General features: G+C 40.1%; 14 protein-coding genes. 8 read left to right on the forward strand and 6 right to left on the reverse strand.

Annotated features, from left to right (window positions below; all coding sequences use genetic code 11):
• Window positions 1–521: 521 nt before the first annotated feature.
• The 3 genes from ACUR5C_RS14700 to ACUR5C_RS14710 all read left to right on the forward strand — a co-directional run bounded on the left by ACUR5C_RS14700 (window position 522) and on the right by ACUR5C_RS14710 (window position 2418).
• On the forward strand, window positions 522–1049 hold the full coding sequence (locus ACUR5C_RS14700) for a hypothetical protein (protein WP_454465930.1): 528 nt from the start codon (window positions 522–524) through the stop codon (window positions 1047–1049).
• A gap of 147 nt (window positions 1050–1196) precedes the next feature.
• Entirely contained in the window at window positions 1197–1724 is a 528-nt protein-coding gene (locus ACUR5C_RS14705; protein WP_454465931.1) for a hypothetical protein, read from the forward strand.
• A gap of 94 nt (window positions 1725–1818) precedes the next feature.
• On the forward strand, window positions 1819–2418 hold the full coding sequence (locus ACUR5C_RS14710) for a hypothetical protein (protein WP_454465932.1): 600 nt from the start codon (window positions 1819–1821) through the stop codon (window positions 2416–2418).
• A gap of 396 nt (window positions 2419–2814) precedes the next feature.
• On the opposite strand, the gene ACUR5C_RS14715 is transcribed toward ACUR5C_RS14710, so the two are convergent.
• The gene (locus ACUR5C_RS14715; RefSeq protein ID WP_454465933.1) at window positions 2815–3681 is read right to left on the reverse strand and encodes a YicC/YloC family endoribonuclease; all 867 of its coding nucleotides are present in this window, start codon (window positions 3679–3681) and stop codon (window positions 2815–2817) included.
• Between the two features lie 140 nt (window positions 3682–3821).
• On the opposite strand from ACUR5C_RS14715, the gene rph reads away from it, so the two are divergent.
• Window positions 3822–4535 (forward strand): ribonuclease PH, encoded by a 714-nt coding sequence (gene rph, locus ACUR5C_RS14720; RefSeq protein WP_454465934.1) that lies wholly within the window; start codon window positions 3822–3824, stop codon window positions 4533–4535.
• Window positions 4536–4616: 81 nt separating this feature from the next.
• On the opposite strand, the gene ACUR5C_RS14725 is transcribed toward rph, so the two are convergent.
• Window positions 4617–5378, reverse strand: a complete 762-nt coding sequence (locus ACUR5C_RS14725) for an SDR family oxidoreductase (RefSeq protein ID WP_454465935.1) — start codon at window positions 5376–5378, stop codon at window positions 4617–4619.
• A gap of 140 nt (window positions 5379–5518) precedes the next feature.
• On the opposite strand from ACUR5C_RS14725, the gene ACUR5C_RS14730 reads away from it, so the two are divergent.
• Both ACUR5C_RS14730 and ACUR5C_RS14735 read left to right on the forward strand, forming a co-directional pair.
• The gene (locus tag ACUR5C_RS14730) at window positions 5519–6337 is read left to right on the forward strand and encodes a symmetrical bis(5'-nucleosyl)-tetraphosphatase (protein ID WP_454465936.1); all 819 of its coding nucleotides are present in this window, start codon (window positions 5519–5521) and stop codon (window positions 6335–6337) included.
• 33 nt (window positions 6338–6370) lie between these two features.
• Window positions 6371–7447 carry a patatin-like phospholipase family protein gene (locus tag ACUR5C_RS14735; protein ID WP_454465937.1) on the forward strand — a complete coding sequence of 359 codons (1077 nt, stop codon included), beginning with the start codon at window positions 6371–6373 and terminating at the stop codon, window positions 7445–7447.
• Between the two features lie 77 nt (window positions 7448–7524).
• Here ACUR5C_RS14735 and ACUR5C_RS14740 read toward each other — a convergent pair whose 3' ends face one another.
• The gene (locus tag ACUR5C_RS14740) at window positions 7525–7992 is read right to left on the reverse strand and encodes a Spy/CpxP family protein refolding chaperone (protein WP_454465938.1); all 468 of its coding nucleotides are present in this window, start codon (window positions 7990–7992) and stop codon (window positions 7525–7527) included.
• Window positions 7993–8247: 255 nt separating this feature from the next.
• Between ACUR5C_RS14740 and ACUR5C_RS14745 the strand changes: the two genes are divergently transcribed.
• Entirely contained in the window at window positions 8248–8946 is a 699-nt protein-coding gene (locus ACUR5C_RS14745) for a response regulator (RefSeq protein WP_454465939.1), read from the forward strand.
• The gene (locus ACUR5C_RS14750; protein WP_454465940.1) at window positions 8939–10321 is read left to right on the forward strand and encodes an ATP-binding protein; all 1383 of its coding nucleotides are present in this window, start codon (window positions 8939–8941) and stop codon (window positions 10319–10321) included. The genes ACUR5C_RS14745 and ACUR5C_RS14750 overlap by 8 nt, the downstream gene beginning before the upstream one ends.
• Window positions 10322–10478: 157 nt before the next feature.
• On the opposite strand, the gene ACUR5C_RS14755 is transcribed toward ACUR5C_RS14750, so the two are convergent.
• The 3 genes from ACUR5C_RS14755 to ACUR5C_RS14765 form a co-directional block, all read right to left on the reverse strand.
• Window positions 10479–11594: a hypothetical protein gene (locus ACUR5C_RS14755; protein WP_454465941.1), complete on the reverse strand. Its 1116-nt coding sequence runs from the start codon at window positions 11592–11594 to the stop codon at window positions 10479–10481.
• Window positions 11569–12993 carry an MBOAT family O-acyltransferase gene (locus ACUR5C_RS14760; protein WP_454465942.1) on the reverse strand — a complete coding sequence of 475 codons (1425 nt, stop codon included), beginning with the start codon at window positions 12991–12993 and terminating at the stop codon, window positions 11569–11571. The genes ACUR5C_RS14755 and ACUR5C_RS14760 overlap by 26 nt, the downstream gene beginning before the upstream one ends.
• Window positions 12994–13152: 159 nt before the next feature.
• Window positions 13153–14958, reverse strand: coding sequence for a right-handed parallel beta-helix repeat-containing protein (locus ACUR5C_RS14765; RefSeq protein ID WP_454465943.1), 1806 nt, complete (start codon window positions 14956–14958; stop codon window positions 13153–13155).
• Window positions 14959–15124: the final 166 nt, after the last annotated feature.

Below are 15124 nucleotides of genomic sequence, written 5' to 3' on the forward strand. Positions count from 1 at the left end.
CAACAATTTCAATGAATTTAAGTTTATCTTAAAGGATATACAGGATATGCCGACTTTTCATCAATTTTTCAACGATAGCGCAAAAATCTTTAGTTAATAACAGCTTTTAAGCGATAAGTTGCCGGCTAGTAAAATAGTGCAGCAGAGGTCAGGTTGAACTTTTAGTGAGGCATTATGGCTTTATTTTGTAAACAACATGTATAACTTTATAATGAGTAATCGTTTTAGGTGCAAGTAAACCAAGTCGGTTACCTAGCAATATTCCCACGGTGACAGGCGCATGCACAGAAGCGATTTTAGGGGCGTTTTACCTGCCGGATTAAATCTAGCCTCAAGTCAGCTATTCTACTTTTATGTCCTACTCATATGTCCTGCACAATCAGCAACACTTACCAGGTCATTTGCATCATGCAAACAGCTATATTATTCTTACTTCACTTAAAAATTTGTTAACGCCAACTAGCAAGCGCGTTAGTTAATTCGTTAATGAGTTTATTAACTACGCATAAAGAGAGAAAAGCATGAAGCTTAAAGCCCTTTTTATCAGCCTATTATTTTGCTTCACCCTGAGTACGCCAGCGGTTATGGCGGAAAATACTAGCGCTGCTGATTGTAAAGATTGCAAAGGTTTGAGTAAATCCAGAAAGAAGCCAGTCAATAAGCGATTTAAAAATAGTGAAATTTATAGGTTATGTACTGCGCTTTCAGTAGGCTTTAATTATTATAATGTCAGGCTTAGACTTGAGGATATTAAGAAGACTCATGGTTTTACCAATGAAGAGTTAATTCAGTATGTGATGATAGACTCCTACTGTGAGCGAGAGGGGATTGTGCGCTCGGTAGCCGGTTATGCCATGTTCAACGAACTTGATGATTTTAAAGTACTGGAAGAGTATGGTTTTAATGATACTTATAAGATTGATGGCGGTGATGGCATTAAAAAAATCCCATCGCAAATTGCGAAAGAGCAAATTCGAAACTACGTTAAAAAACCTATTATTCTTAGAACACTCAGTTATATTAGACGAATATTCAAAGGGTCTAAGTAACCACCAGCCGAGTTGACGCATTTAGATTGCTGCAGCGGCCAGCTGTAGCGCCGACCTTGTAGAGTTTACTGCGCATTGTAAGGTAAGAGCCCAACCTGACTAGTGATTAGCATTAGCTTGTTTAGTCGCTCAGTTAACTGAGGTAGTATGATAGTACAATTAAAAATTGAAGCACCCGTTAATACCACTGAATATGTAACGGATATCACCTTTAGCGAGACCGTTTTGGTTAATTTAGATTGCATGGAATGTGAGCGTTGCAATCGTTCGGTCATGTTAGATAGAACCAGCTTATTTTCTTACTGCACACCCACTAAGCATCGCTTTGATGGCTGGGTCAGAGAGTTGCGCTCGGTAAAAAATAGCGATGCGACCTCTACAGCTATTTATATTATTGAATATGAGTTTAAAGAATTTAAAGATTCTAAGTATCCGCTGCGCATTCCAAAACCAGATTCTGATTGGGCAAGAGTAAAGTTTACTATGCGCTGCCAATGTGGTTTAAATAGCACCCATGAAACACAAAACAATAAGGCGAGGCCTTTTAATATTGTTTGTCGCTGTGGCGAAGTACTAGTGCATCAAGTTGAGGAAATCCCAAAGATTAGCCTTATCGAACAGAAAAAGCCGAGAACCTTGCTACAAAAAATGTGCGGATTAAATAAAGGTAGTTAGCCATGTTAGCAAGACGAGCTAATTGTGCGCGTTGCGATAACAATTTACCGGCGACTTAAGCTAATTTAAAAATAAACCTTCACTCTTACTGATTATGCCAAACTCCTCTAAAATTAAAAATTTGTCGCTGATTAATAGCTATCAATTATTAACGGTGACACTCGAAGTTCCTCATGTTTTACCTGGTCAATCTCTAAAAACCCGCCAACTAGAATTACCTGTTATTGGGCACAATGGTGATCAACTACAAGTCATCACTTCGGGTCAATCAAACCTAAACCAATTGACTGAAGAGCAATACCAAATAGTTGGCAATGGGATAACCGATCAACAAATTATGGATATAGAAAAGTCCAAGGGTTCTGTTGTTATTACCGCTAAAGACCAAGGGATTGTGAGCGCCATTTACCTTACTCAACGAATTAGAGAGTTATTAGGCGATGGCAGAACCTTTGCGTTTATTGAGCTGGTTTTAATTGAAGTGAATCAGTCGATACCACTAAAGTTAATACCTTCGCAAATTTTATTGCCAAATCTATCCGAGTCTATCGACGCCAGTGTCGCCTATTTTGAATCACTTGATATCGCCTCACGAATAGCTTGTCCAAAAGGAAAAGCAGGATGCTACCAAGGGACGCTCGAAGAATTAGCAACCAAGTTAAATGCGGATGAGCCAAGTTTTAAGTTTGGCTAAGGAATAACGGCACACATAGAGCCAATAAGAGCAATCATGAAAAAAATATTAGAAAAACTAATACTTAGCTTTACTTTCAATTAGCTATTATCGTATGAAAACCATATAAAACTCTTCAAAATTCTAGGCTCATGCATTTTTAACCTGCTTATCGAACAAAACGCAATACCCATGTTATTCATGTAGTTATGCAATTTGATTTTCGATAAAGTGACTTTGTGTCGCCACTTTTTCAAGGTGTGAATTTTTTTAAGTGGTTATTTTTTTCGCTTGCAATCTCATGCCTTGAAAATCGGGATCCTGGATGTTGTTTGGGCACTGATATTAGCCTAAAACTAAAAAGCCAGCGATTAATGCTGGCTTTTTAGTCTACTAAGATAGCTCGCAATAGAGGCTTTATTCTATATTCTGGATCTGCTCGCGCATTTGCTCAATTAAAACTTTTAATTCAACAGACGCAGCTGTAGTTTTACTGTTTATCGATTTAGAACCTAAAGTATTGGCTTCGCGATTAAGCTCTTGCATTAAAAAGTCTAAACGGCGTCCTATAGAGCCACCTTTTTTCACTAAGCGAGTAACTTCTTTAATATGCGTGTCTAAACGATCCAGCTCTTCATCTACATCAATTTTTTGCGCAATCATCACCATTTCTTGCTCTATGCGCGATTCTTCAAATTCCAATTTCACTTCTTCGAAGCGCGCTAAAATTTTGTCTTTTTGCCACTGTACAATCGCGGGCATCTCTTGTCTTACTAGCTCAACTTGCTCACTCATACCGGTAAGGCGTTGCTGAATAATTTCGGCTAAGCTTTCACCTTCTCTTTCGCGCATTGAGATTAATTGGTTGATTGCATCATCAAATAAACTGAGTAGTTGCTTTTCCATTTGCTCACTGTCTACTTCAGCTGACTTTATAAGCCCAGGCCAATTTAATAAGCGAGTTAAATCCGGGGCCTGCTCAATTCCGGCAATTTTTTGTAACTCTGCGTGAGAACCAACTAATGAACTAGCAACGTCGCTATCAATTGCTAAACTCTCTGCTTTGGCGCCGCTAGTGTCTATACGTAAGCTACAGTCAATTTTTCCACGCTGTAACTTGCTTCGTAATTTTTCGCGCAGTTTAAACTCCAAATAACGAAACGCTTCCGGCATTCTAAAATTAGTTTCAATATATCGACTATTTACCGAACGAATTTCCCATGCACCAACGCCCCATTTTTCTTCTATGGGCTGACGGGCAAAAGCAGTCATACTTCTAATCATTGGAATACCTTTAAGTCGCTAAAATTAACAATAAGGTTAAATTGTACCCTGTGAAATGATTAATTTCGATAAATCATATGAAAAGTTAGTCGATTTAGTTAAAATCCGCCCATTAGTCATTAACTTAAAGAGAGTCTCTCATGCGTCCTAGCGGTCGAACTAGCAACCAGCTCCGTCCTGTACAAGTCACCCGAAATTTTACTAATCATGCGGAAGGTTCGGTATTAATAGAAATGGGAGAAACCCGCGTACTTTGCACAGCGTCTGTAGAGTCTGGCGTACCGCGATTTTTAAAAGGCAAAAATCAAGGTTGGTTAACCGCAGAATACGGCATGTTGCCGCGTTCAACTCATACCCGCAATCAACGTGAAGCTGCGCGCGGTAAACAGTCTGGAAGAACTCAAGAAATTCAACGCCTTATAGGGCGTTCGTTGCGTGCGGCGGTTGATTTAGAGCTTTTAGGCGACCATACAATTGTGATTGACTGTGACGTGCTGCAAGCCGACGGCGGAACCCGATGCGCGTCTATCACTGGCGCTTGTATTGCCTTGGCTGACGCGATTAACAGTATGCTCCGTAAAAAACAGCTTAAAACCAATCCTTTAAAACATATGATTGCGGCAATCTCGGTGGGTATTTTTGAAGGCAACCCAGTACTAGACTTAGACTACGCTGAAGACTCAAAAGCCGAAACTGATATGAATGTGGTAATGAATGAAGAAAAAGGCATGATCGAGCTTCAAGGTACGGCAGAAGGTGCCACGTTTACCCAAGACGAACTCAATCAAATGATGACTTTAGCGCACCAAGGTATCGCTGAGCTAATTGAAATTCAAAAACAAGCTTTAGGTTAAACCTCGCCTCTGCTTAGCTTGCTTCCCCTAAACTAGGGGAAGCAAATTAGCGACTTTAAGTTTAGCCCACTAATATCAATTTTAATCTTTAGTAATAGTCAATGGCGCAAACGACTGACAAGTTGGCATTAACTCAATCCGGTTAATATTGACGTGCGCAGGTTGCGTAGCACACCAATAAACACTTTGTGCAATATCTTCCGGCGTTAGTGGCTCAACACCTTGATAAACACTGTTGGCTTTTTCTTTATCGCCATGAAATCGAACAATTGAAAACTCACTTTCAGCCAAGCCGGGCTCTATATTAGTCACTCTTACCCCGGTACCAGCTAAATCGGCTCTTAGGTTTAAGCTAAACTGCGCCACAAAGGCTTTGGTCGCACCATAAGTATTTCCGCCAGGATAAGCATAACTACCCGCTATAGAACCAATATTAATGACATGGCCACTGCGCCTTGCACACATTGCAGGTAGTACTTTTCTGGTCATAGTGACTAAACCGGTGATATTGGTATCAATCATCGTTTGCCAATCATTTAAGTCGGCTTTATCCGCAGAATCTAACCCTAGGGCCAGGCCAGCATTGTTTAACAACACATCAACTGATAATGATTTTTGCTTTAGCCAATCAACTAATTGATCAATTTGTTTAGGTTGGGTCACATCTAAGCTAAAAGTTGTGCAGTGTGATTCACCAAGGGATTGCTGCAATGCGCTTAAACGATCTTCTCGTCTTGCGGTAGCAATAACATGCCATCCATTGGCTGCAAAAAGCTTGGCGCTGGCTTCTCCAAATCCCGAACTTGCGCCGGTAATTAAAATAGTTTTAACCGAATTAGACATGTTTTTTCCTTAAAAATAAACAATGAGCAAACGCCAAGATGAGTCTTTTAAACGTAAACAAGGTGAACTGAAATAGACTCGAACTTAGGCTCATTTTTAGTTACACTGGCGAACCACAACAGACTACTTAAAGATAAGTTATGGCCACTTACGCCATTGGTGACATTCAAGGATGTTACCAGAGTTTACAAAAGCTACTCAACAAAATTGAATTTTGCCCCAACAGTGATCGGCTATGGTTAGTGGGTGATCTAATTAATCGTGGCCCACAGTCATTAGAGACACTTGAATTTCTTTATAGCATTAAAGACAGCCTGAGTATTGTATTAGGCAATCATGACTTACATTTTTTAGCCGTAGCTGAGGCGCAGCTTAAAGTAAAAAAAAGCGATACCTTTAACGCCATTTTGCAATCCGCTAATCGCCAACAGCTAACCGACTGGCTATTACAGCAGCCACTTTTTCATTACGATAAAAGCTTAAATTTTGCTATGGCGCATGCGGGTATTGCTCCCCAATGGTCTGTTCAAGAAGCCTTAGTGTTTGCAAACCAAGTGAGCCAATTTATTCAATCCGATCAGCGACAGTTATTTTTTAGCCAAATGTACGGCAATGAGCCTTGCCAATGGTATCCTCAACTGAGCGGGATTGAACGCCTCAGGTTTATCACTAATGTGTTTACTCGTATGCGCTATTGCCGCGCCGACTTAAGCCTAGAGTTTAGCTACAAAAGTAAACCGGGTACTCAGCCTGACACACTTTTCCCTTGGTTTGATATTCCACGTGAACCCTTAGGTTGCCGGTTTGTTTTTGGACACTGGGCTTCATTAAAAGGCGAATGCAGGCGCCCTAATATGTACGCCATTGATACCGGTTGTGTGTGGGGTAAAAAGTTAACCGCATTGCGTTTAGAAGACCAAGTAAAAATTAGCGTTAAAGCCCAAGAAACTCAAAGCTAACCGAGTTAATATTGCGAAGGAAGCAATCTTTATATGACATCATCAATAAGCATTTATGCCGGCGCAAATGCACTCCAAAAAATTCAATCTGAAGGCCTGCATCAGCAACTGTTTAATGTAATGGCCGGCGCTTCTGGTGGCCCCAAATGGTTTACTTTGTTCGGGTTAGATTGCTATTTATTTGGCGACTTTTTTGCCAATCGTAGTCAGCCAATTCACACTATAGGTTCATCTGCTGGCTCTTGGCGCATGGCTTGTTTTGCACAAGAAGATCCAGTGGCAGCGATAACTCGTTTAGCCCATTACTATTCGCGCGAGACTTACTCCGCAAAACCCGATGCACAGGAAATTAGTGATAAAGCGGTACAAATGCTAGATAAAGTTTTGGGGACTTCTGGCGAAAATGAACTGGCCAATAGTGAGTTAGCTCAATCACATTTTATTGTCGCGCGCGCCAAAGGTTTAAACCGCTCAGAAAAGCGCTTTGTACAAATGACGGGGCTAGTCACGGCAGCAACCGCTAATGCCTTTTCACGTCGCTTTATTCAAAAGCATTTTGAACGCTTTGTGTTTTACACCAAAAACGCAAGTTTTAATCAAGCCTACTTTGAGTTTGATGATTTACCCACCCAATATATTCCGCTCACCGCAAACAATGTCCACCAAACCTTAATTGCTTCTGGTTCTATTCCTTTAGTTCTACGTGGTGTAAAAGACATTCCCGGCGCGCCAAAAGGCGTGTATCGCGATGGCGGAATTATTGATTATCACCTTGATTTAAATTTTAAAACCGACAAGCTTGTGCTTTACCCACATTTTTTCCCAAGCGTAAAGCCAGGTTGGTTTGACAAAGGGCTAAAACGTCGAAATGCTTCTGCGACTAATTATGCTAACGTTGTGATGGTCACACCCTCGCCAGAATTTGTTGCCGCTTTACCATTTAGTAAAATATCTGATCGCACCGATTTTACTCAATTAGATGAAAAAACTCGCATTAATTACTGGCAAAACATATTAAAAGAAAGCCAGCGAATGGCAGACGACTTTCATTCGGCAGTAACGCTTGGCAAAGGCTTGAATAATATTATACCCATTGAAAATATACTTTAAAAACAGCACTTAAACCGCCAAAAGCCTTAATGGAATTTTTACTTTCCAATAAGGCTTTGCAGTATTCAATGTGGGCTTTATTCAGCGCGCTCCGCTTGATGCTTGCGCATCTTTTTGTTCTTTTTGGCTTGTTTCTTAAGCTCAATTGCTTGCCACTTTTGCTGCTGTTCAGGCGTTAACAATGCATAAACCCGTTGCTTTTTTCTCGCTTTATTAATCAACATATCAGCTTTTTGTTCCGCCATCTGTAGCGATACCGCTTTAATCGCACCTTCATCTATTTGTTCGGCTTGGAGTAGTCCATGTAATTGCTTTTTAAGCGACTTCATTTGCTTATGCTGAGCTTTGCGATCGTCTTTACCTTCACTGTGTATTTTTTTAACTTCTGCCTGTTGCGCTTCAGTTAAGTCTAACGCCTCTAACATTCGATGGGTTCTATGCTGTTGCTTATCGCCATGGCCTTTATGGTGAGGGCCTGCAGAAACAGCAGTGCTGAATAAAAATCCTGATAATGCTACAACGGCTATACTTTTTGCTAGGTTCATGAGTTTTTCCTTTTCAATTAACAGTCAATAGCTAAATACTAGCTGGGGTGAATACGCTAAAAATTATAGGCTAGGCAGTGCAAAGCAACGTCAGTAGAGTGTAAAGATTTTGTAAAGGCTTGCATCAAAACATCTCTTAGCTAGTAATATGCTATTATCTTGATCACAAACAACAGCACGACTAACCCAGCGAAAATCGCTAAACAGCGCAATTTGATGTTTTTTGGGTTTACATTAAAATCTTGAGCCGCAGTAATGAGTAAATTATTAATTGCCGACGACGACGTCGAACTATGTCAGCTTTTACAAGACTATTTAACCCGAGAGGGGTTTAGCGTAGCTTGTGTTCACAACGGAGAAGATGCCCTTAGCCGGATAGCCAGTGAAACATTTGAGCTTCTAATACTCGACGTGATGATGCCGAAGAAAAATGGTTTTGATACCTTGGCAGAACTGCGTCACACCCAACAGATTCCGGTGATAATGCTTACCGCTAAGGGTGAAAAAATCGACCGAATCATTGGCCTAGAAATGGGGGCAGATGACTACTTACCCAAGCCTTGTGATCCACGCGAACTATTAGCGCGTATTCGCGCAGTAACTCGCAGAACTCAACTTAGCGCACAACAGCAACAAGCCGATGACAGTATTACAATTGATAAAGTAAAGCTCGATTACCGGAACCGCTCTGTTTGTATCAATGGTGAGTCGCTAGAAACCACCTCTACCGAGTTTGAGATTCTCACTTTGTTAATGAAAAACGCGGGTCATTTAGTTACTAAAGAAAATATTAGCGAACATTGTTTAGGTAAAAAGCTCCAGCCATTCGATCGCAGCATTGATATGCACTTAAGCAATTTACGTAAAAAGCTTGGCGACTTTCAGCCCAACAAGCCACGTATTAAAACCGTTCGCGGTAGTGGCTACCAATATTTAGAGTGGTCACATGCTTAATTTAAATAGTAACGTCAAAGGTTTCTTTAAGCTGGGGTTATTCTGGAAAATACTCGGTTGGTTTTGGTTAAGCATGATTCTTATTCTTACCATCAACCTTTTTGTTGCCTATATGAATAGCGATAAAATTCGCTTTTTGCCTATCCCTCAAAAAATAGAAAAATCTTTAAAGCTTACCTTAAAGAAAACGGTTAGTGTTTTAGAAAAAGGCACTCATCGCATTTCACAAAAACACTTAAAGTCACTCTACCTACTCGACAAAAATGGCAAGGAGCTATTTGACCGCGACGTGCCAGAGCTTGTTCTAAAACTTCATCAGCAAGTTCAAAAATCGAATGAGTCTTTAAGTGTGCATTTAAAGCGTGTTGCCTTTTACGGCGGCGCAAGCTTTGACTACAAAGGTGAAACCATTTGGATTTACCGTCACCAAAAAGTGAGCTTTATCAGCCGTCATTACATTGGTGGATTTTTTAAAGAGCTCACCCACACGCTTTTGTTTACGGTTTTTTTAGTTAGCTTTCCATTAAGTTTTGCGCTTGCTTGGTTTATTACCCGTCCCATTAAATCGCTACGCCAAGCAGTAAACCAGCTGGCCAATAATCTTGATTACCAACAACCAATAAAAGCGTTAACCAAGCGTAGCGATGAGTTTGGCGAACTCGCCAGTGACTTTCAAATGATGGCGGAATCGCTAAGGCAAAATTTAGACTCGCAAAAGCAACTCCTAAGCGATGTTTCACATGAGCTACGTTCACCGCTCACGCGATTACAACTGGCATTAGGAATAGCAAATCAAAAAAACATTCATGAAGTAAAACCCGACTTATCTAGAATAAAGCTAGAGGCTGACCGCATTAATCAAATGCTTACTAATTTACTGACCTTATCGCGTTTAGAGTCACAAGAAATTCATAACCAACGCGAGCATTTTAATTTTAGCGAGCTACTTGCGCATATTCTCGAAGACAGTGTATTTGAAGCAGAGCAATCTAACATTACAATCCATAGCAGCATATCCCGCGATATTTATTTTTCTGGCGTGCGATCGGCAATGTTAAGTGGTATTGAAAATATACTTCGTAATGCCATACGTTACAGTGGACCGCAAGGCGAAATTCACGTGAGTTTAACTTCATCAAATAATTCAGTTGAGCTCTGTATACAAGACACTGGTCCCGGCATTGCAGAAGAGCATTTAGACAAAATATTTGATGCTTTTTACCGCCCAGAAGAAGATCGCGATAGGCGTTCCGGTGGCGTCGGCCTGGGTTTATCCATAGCAAAGCGAGCGTTTAAACTTAACCATGGCAGCATAGTCGCTCAAAACGTTCAGCCGCATGGGTTAAAAGTTTGTGTGGTGTTTAATGTAAAATAAGTTTTGCTTCACCAATTTTTTCCAAAAGAAATAAGCCAGGGCAGCCAAAAAGCCAGGCAATTAAAATTATTGTTCAAGTTCCGGGTGTTTAATTAAGATATTAGCTTTTAGGAAAAAATTGCTTTTTCCGTTAGTTAAAGTAAAAAACTATCTTCCATCATTCTCCTTTACTTAATCGTTTTTTAAACGATTTTTGATATTTCTTTTGGTAAGCATCTTCTAATATCGGTATAAAACTTAAGCTCCATTTGTCTTGGCTAGCGCGCGACAGGTGAGACCATTCTGGCGTTTCAAGTTGACTAGATAATTGTGGGTATTCCAGTGAATTTATTCCTATTACATCAAATGTTTCTAGCATAGGGTGCCACACGTCTTTCTCATATGTGCCTTTTTTATATGCATCGAGCAATGGTCCACTTGAGGGCAACATAACAAAAATAACTTCACCGCCGCGCTGTTTAAATTGACTTATTAACGGAGCAAAAAACTTAACGGTCGACTCACGCATTTTTGCCGTTTTTTCAGCCGGAATCGGATTGACCATTCCGACGGTTTGCCAAAACATAGTGACTTGCACATTATCAAAACTGCCTACTTTTTCAACCGGTGCCCACATATCGGTTTGGCGCTGATGATAAATATTGCCCAACTTCCAGCCGCTTTTTGGTGGCTCTTTCGCTCCTTGCCGCTCTGGCAGCACAAGATAATGATCTAGCAGTTCATACAAAGAAAAAGCATGATCGATAAATGCAAAGTAGTCTGATATCCCGCGATAAATTCGTGTGCCAAACCACTGTGAGGGCGTTTCGCTACGGTAAGTTTTTAATGCCTTACCGCCAAATGCTCCTTCGCCAATGGCATTAAACAATCCCGGGGTCACGCCCATTAAAACCACACCATTAAAGTCAGTATTAGTAACAATATCTTCAAACATTAAGGCAGGGCTTGTGCCCGGTAATGCGAGCTGTAGTGGGCGTGTTGCAAGCTGTTGTTCAAACAGATTTAAATCGGTTCCCCATAAAATACGACTCGAACCTAAAATTACCACGTCTATCTGATGATCTTTTATATCTAGCTTGCGCCTCTCCTCGGCCCACATAACGTCGAAACCATCGGCATAGTTACCTGGCGTATGTTCTAACTTTCGTGCAAGCCATTCCCAAGCTAACACAGCAACAACTAACATGATTAATGCGATTTTTAAATGCTGGCTCCATTGGTGAAATGGAATCTCTCGATATTCAATATTAGAATTGGAAGTAGATAAAGGCATCGCCAGATCCTTGTGAAATAATAATAAGAAAACCCATAGCAAATAATAAAACTGAAATTAACCATGCGGGTAGTTTAGCGACTACTTGCTCTAAACTTGTATTTCGCATTTGCCAATGAGCAATAACTAGCAAGCTCATAATAAGACTAACTTCAAGCAAATACAGGTAAGGTACAGGCGTTGCGCTTTTTTCAGCAGAAAAGCCAAACATACTCGTTACTAAAGTGATTGCACTGGGAAAGTCTTTAGCTCTAAAAAATACCCAAGTAACATTAATCGCAATAAAAGTAACCAGCCAATAAGTAAATTTAAGCGGCACATTTTTAGCTAAATGACTAAGTGAAAAGTTATTGTTAACAAAGCGTTCGCTAGCTAAAAAGATGCCGTGTAAGCCCCCCCAAATCACAAAATTCCAATTTGCTCCATGCCATAGGCCGCCTAGTAACATGGTGAGCATTAAATTAATATAAGTTCTTACTAGGCCCTGCTGATTGCCACCAAGAGGAATATAAAGATAATCGCGTAGCCAGGTAGACAATGAAATATGCCAGCGCCGCCAAAAATCTGAAAAGCCTAGTGCAGCATAAGGAAAGCGAAAATTCGTTGGGAGCGAAAACCCCAAACAAAGTGCCACACCAATTGCTGTAGTACTGTAACCAGCAAAGTCTGAAAATATTTGGCCTGCAAATGCGAGCGTACCAACCCATGCGTCGAGCGTTGCTACCGGCGCTCGAGAGTCAAACACCATTTCTGCCACCGGTGCTAAAAAACCATCTGCTATAACTACTTTTTGAAACAAACCTAAAACGATCAAACTTAAACCCCAACCAAATTGCTGCTTACTTGCTAAGTGCGGGATTGCGAACTGAGGAATAAGCTGTGTGGGTCGCACAATTGGGCCTGCAACCAATTGCGGAAAAAAAGTGACAAACAGAGAAAAGTCGAGCAAAGATTTGGCCGGCTTAGCGCGACCTAAGTAAATATCTAGCGAATAAGCCATGGTTTGGAAAGTATAAAAGCTTATTCCAACTGGCAAAATAATAGACCAATCAGGTGTTACATACTCAACTCCAACAAGCCGCATTAGCTCAACCCAGTTGGCGAGTAAAAAGCCACCATACTTAAAATAACACAAGATCCCAAGATTAGTGAGCAAGCTTAAAATTAGAAAAGCACGTTTTTGCGCTTTACTATTAGCGCTATAGATCCATTTAGCGACATGCCAATCAACTACCGTTGAGAGCCATAGCAAAAGTACAAAAGGAGGGTTCCACGCGGCATAAAAGAGGTAGCTTGCAATCAGCAAGTTAACTTTTTTGCTGGTCCAGGTTAATGGCGCATAGTGAAATGCTAAAACAACCGCAAAAAAGGCAATAAAGGTTAAAGAGTTGAACAACAAAGCAAAATCCCTCGCTTCTGATCACCGACTCCATTCTGGTAATTATTATTTTATGAGATAAATACTAAGCCCTGTTTATAAAATAGTCAACAAAGAAAAAGCCGAAGCAATAACTTACTTCGGCTTAGGGTTTAGATGATTGTTTCTAAAGCTGAAAATTTAAGGCGATGGAAAGAACGTATTGTATTGCGCGTTTACTCCCCAAGGCGCAACCCAAATATCATACTGGCCGCCGTGTATTTCATTTGAGGTAATGCTCGACTCCCAATAACCGTCTCCAATGAAATGTATATGCGCTTTATTCATTGAACCCCAACTGCTTAAAATGGTATTAAACTTTAATTCAATTTGACTAGCGGTAGGCTGGAAACCATTGGCTTTAGCTTCATTATAAACATAAATCGCTTGCTGATAATTTTCGATAGTGTTGTTTTCAACTCGAATACTACCCCAATTAAAATCATCCACAGTGAAGTTATTTTGATAAGCGAACAGTGCAATAGCACTATTTGGTCCATGACTAATGTGATTATTTTCAATTAACACATTAGAATAGCCAGAGACTTCAATGCCATTCGCGTAGCCCATATAATCACTTCCAGGACCACTAATGGTGTTTTCTCTTATCGTTAATGTTTGATCCCAGTTATTCTCTAAGTGACGACGAGAATGGAACTTTAAACCACATTTTAAATTTTCAAACTGGTTGTTTTCTAATGTTAAGTGTGTGCCGCCTTCGCGACCATTTGCGGTGGTTAAACTGCAAACATTATAAAATGCATTCTCTTTTATTAACGTTCCCCCACTTAGTCCGTCACAAGGCATACCAGTCATATTGTGATCGATAGAGTAGTCTGCTATAGCGGCAGCACCAAAATTAGCAAAGCCGCTTTTTAAAACGCTTGTTCCACAGCTATTGACGTTAGTGATCCCATGGTCTTTATTATTATTACCACTAAGACTGTCGGTTTTTCCTCTAAAGACAATTTGTTCAAACTGAATATTACTACTGCCAAATATAGAGACCATTGCGCCTTGTTGCATGTCCCACAACAAATTGAACGCATCGCTTTTTACGAACAAAGTTTGAGATGGATTAGGGTAGATGATTTGCGACATATCATTTGCGTATGGGCTTGAAGCACCTAGAAAACGAATATTACTGAGTTTATTTATTGTTAAACTTTGGTCAAAGTCATAAATGCCCGACTCTAGGTATAATGTCACATCAGTTGTATACTCGCCTTGCGCGTAATACAGCATTTTTAATAATTGGTTAAATCCATCGCTATCATCTTTATTATCATTAGGCGTTATTTCCCAAAAACTTAAATCACTATAATAAAATGGATGTAACCCATTACAAGCCGCTAAATATTCTACTGAACTAGTCCAATGCTTATAGTCAATCACTCTAGAGCGGCAAAGATTGGTGTTATGAACTACCGGCGGTTGTGCTGATGGGTTGTCGTTAAAGACTATAGGTCCATCAATATCAGGGTTATTAAAAGCAACAAATTTAACAAGATTGGGTAAATCGCTTAAATCAGGTACTATCCCCATAAATTGATTATTGTGTAGGTAAATTTTTTCTAACTTTTTATTCTTCGCTAAATCAGGAACCTTGCCTTGTAGCTGATTATTACCGACATCGAATATTCTTAACTCAGGCAGACCATTTAGCTCCGGAAGCGTGCCATTTAAACCTTTACTACCAAGTAACAAGTAAACGACTTTGCTACCCCAGCAAGAAACCCCATCCCATTCGCATGGATTGTTAGTTTGCATCCACAAATTACTTTCTGAATCATTCCAACTAGGTCCATTGGTGTTTTCCCACACTGCTTTTAAAGCTTCGCATTGAGCGACTGTTGTTTGCTCTACATTGTAGCAATCGGTCTCTGCTGCAGCGCTAAAAGAAAAACAACAAATAATAAGCGCGAATAAATACTTAAATTTAAACATTAATATTTCCTTTATATATGAATGAAGTGTCTAGTAGCCAATAAAAAGATTTAAAATATACAGGAGAAAACTAAGCACGTTAGACGCATAACAATGCCTAAGTTTAATTTTTCGCGTTATATTAACTGTTGATTCATTGCCTAATATTCAACCAGGCGTCACTCTA

It is taken from the genome of Aliikangiella aequoris (genome assembly GCF_053709105.1).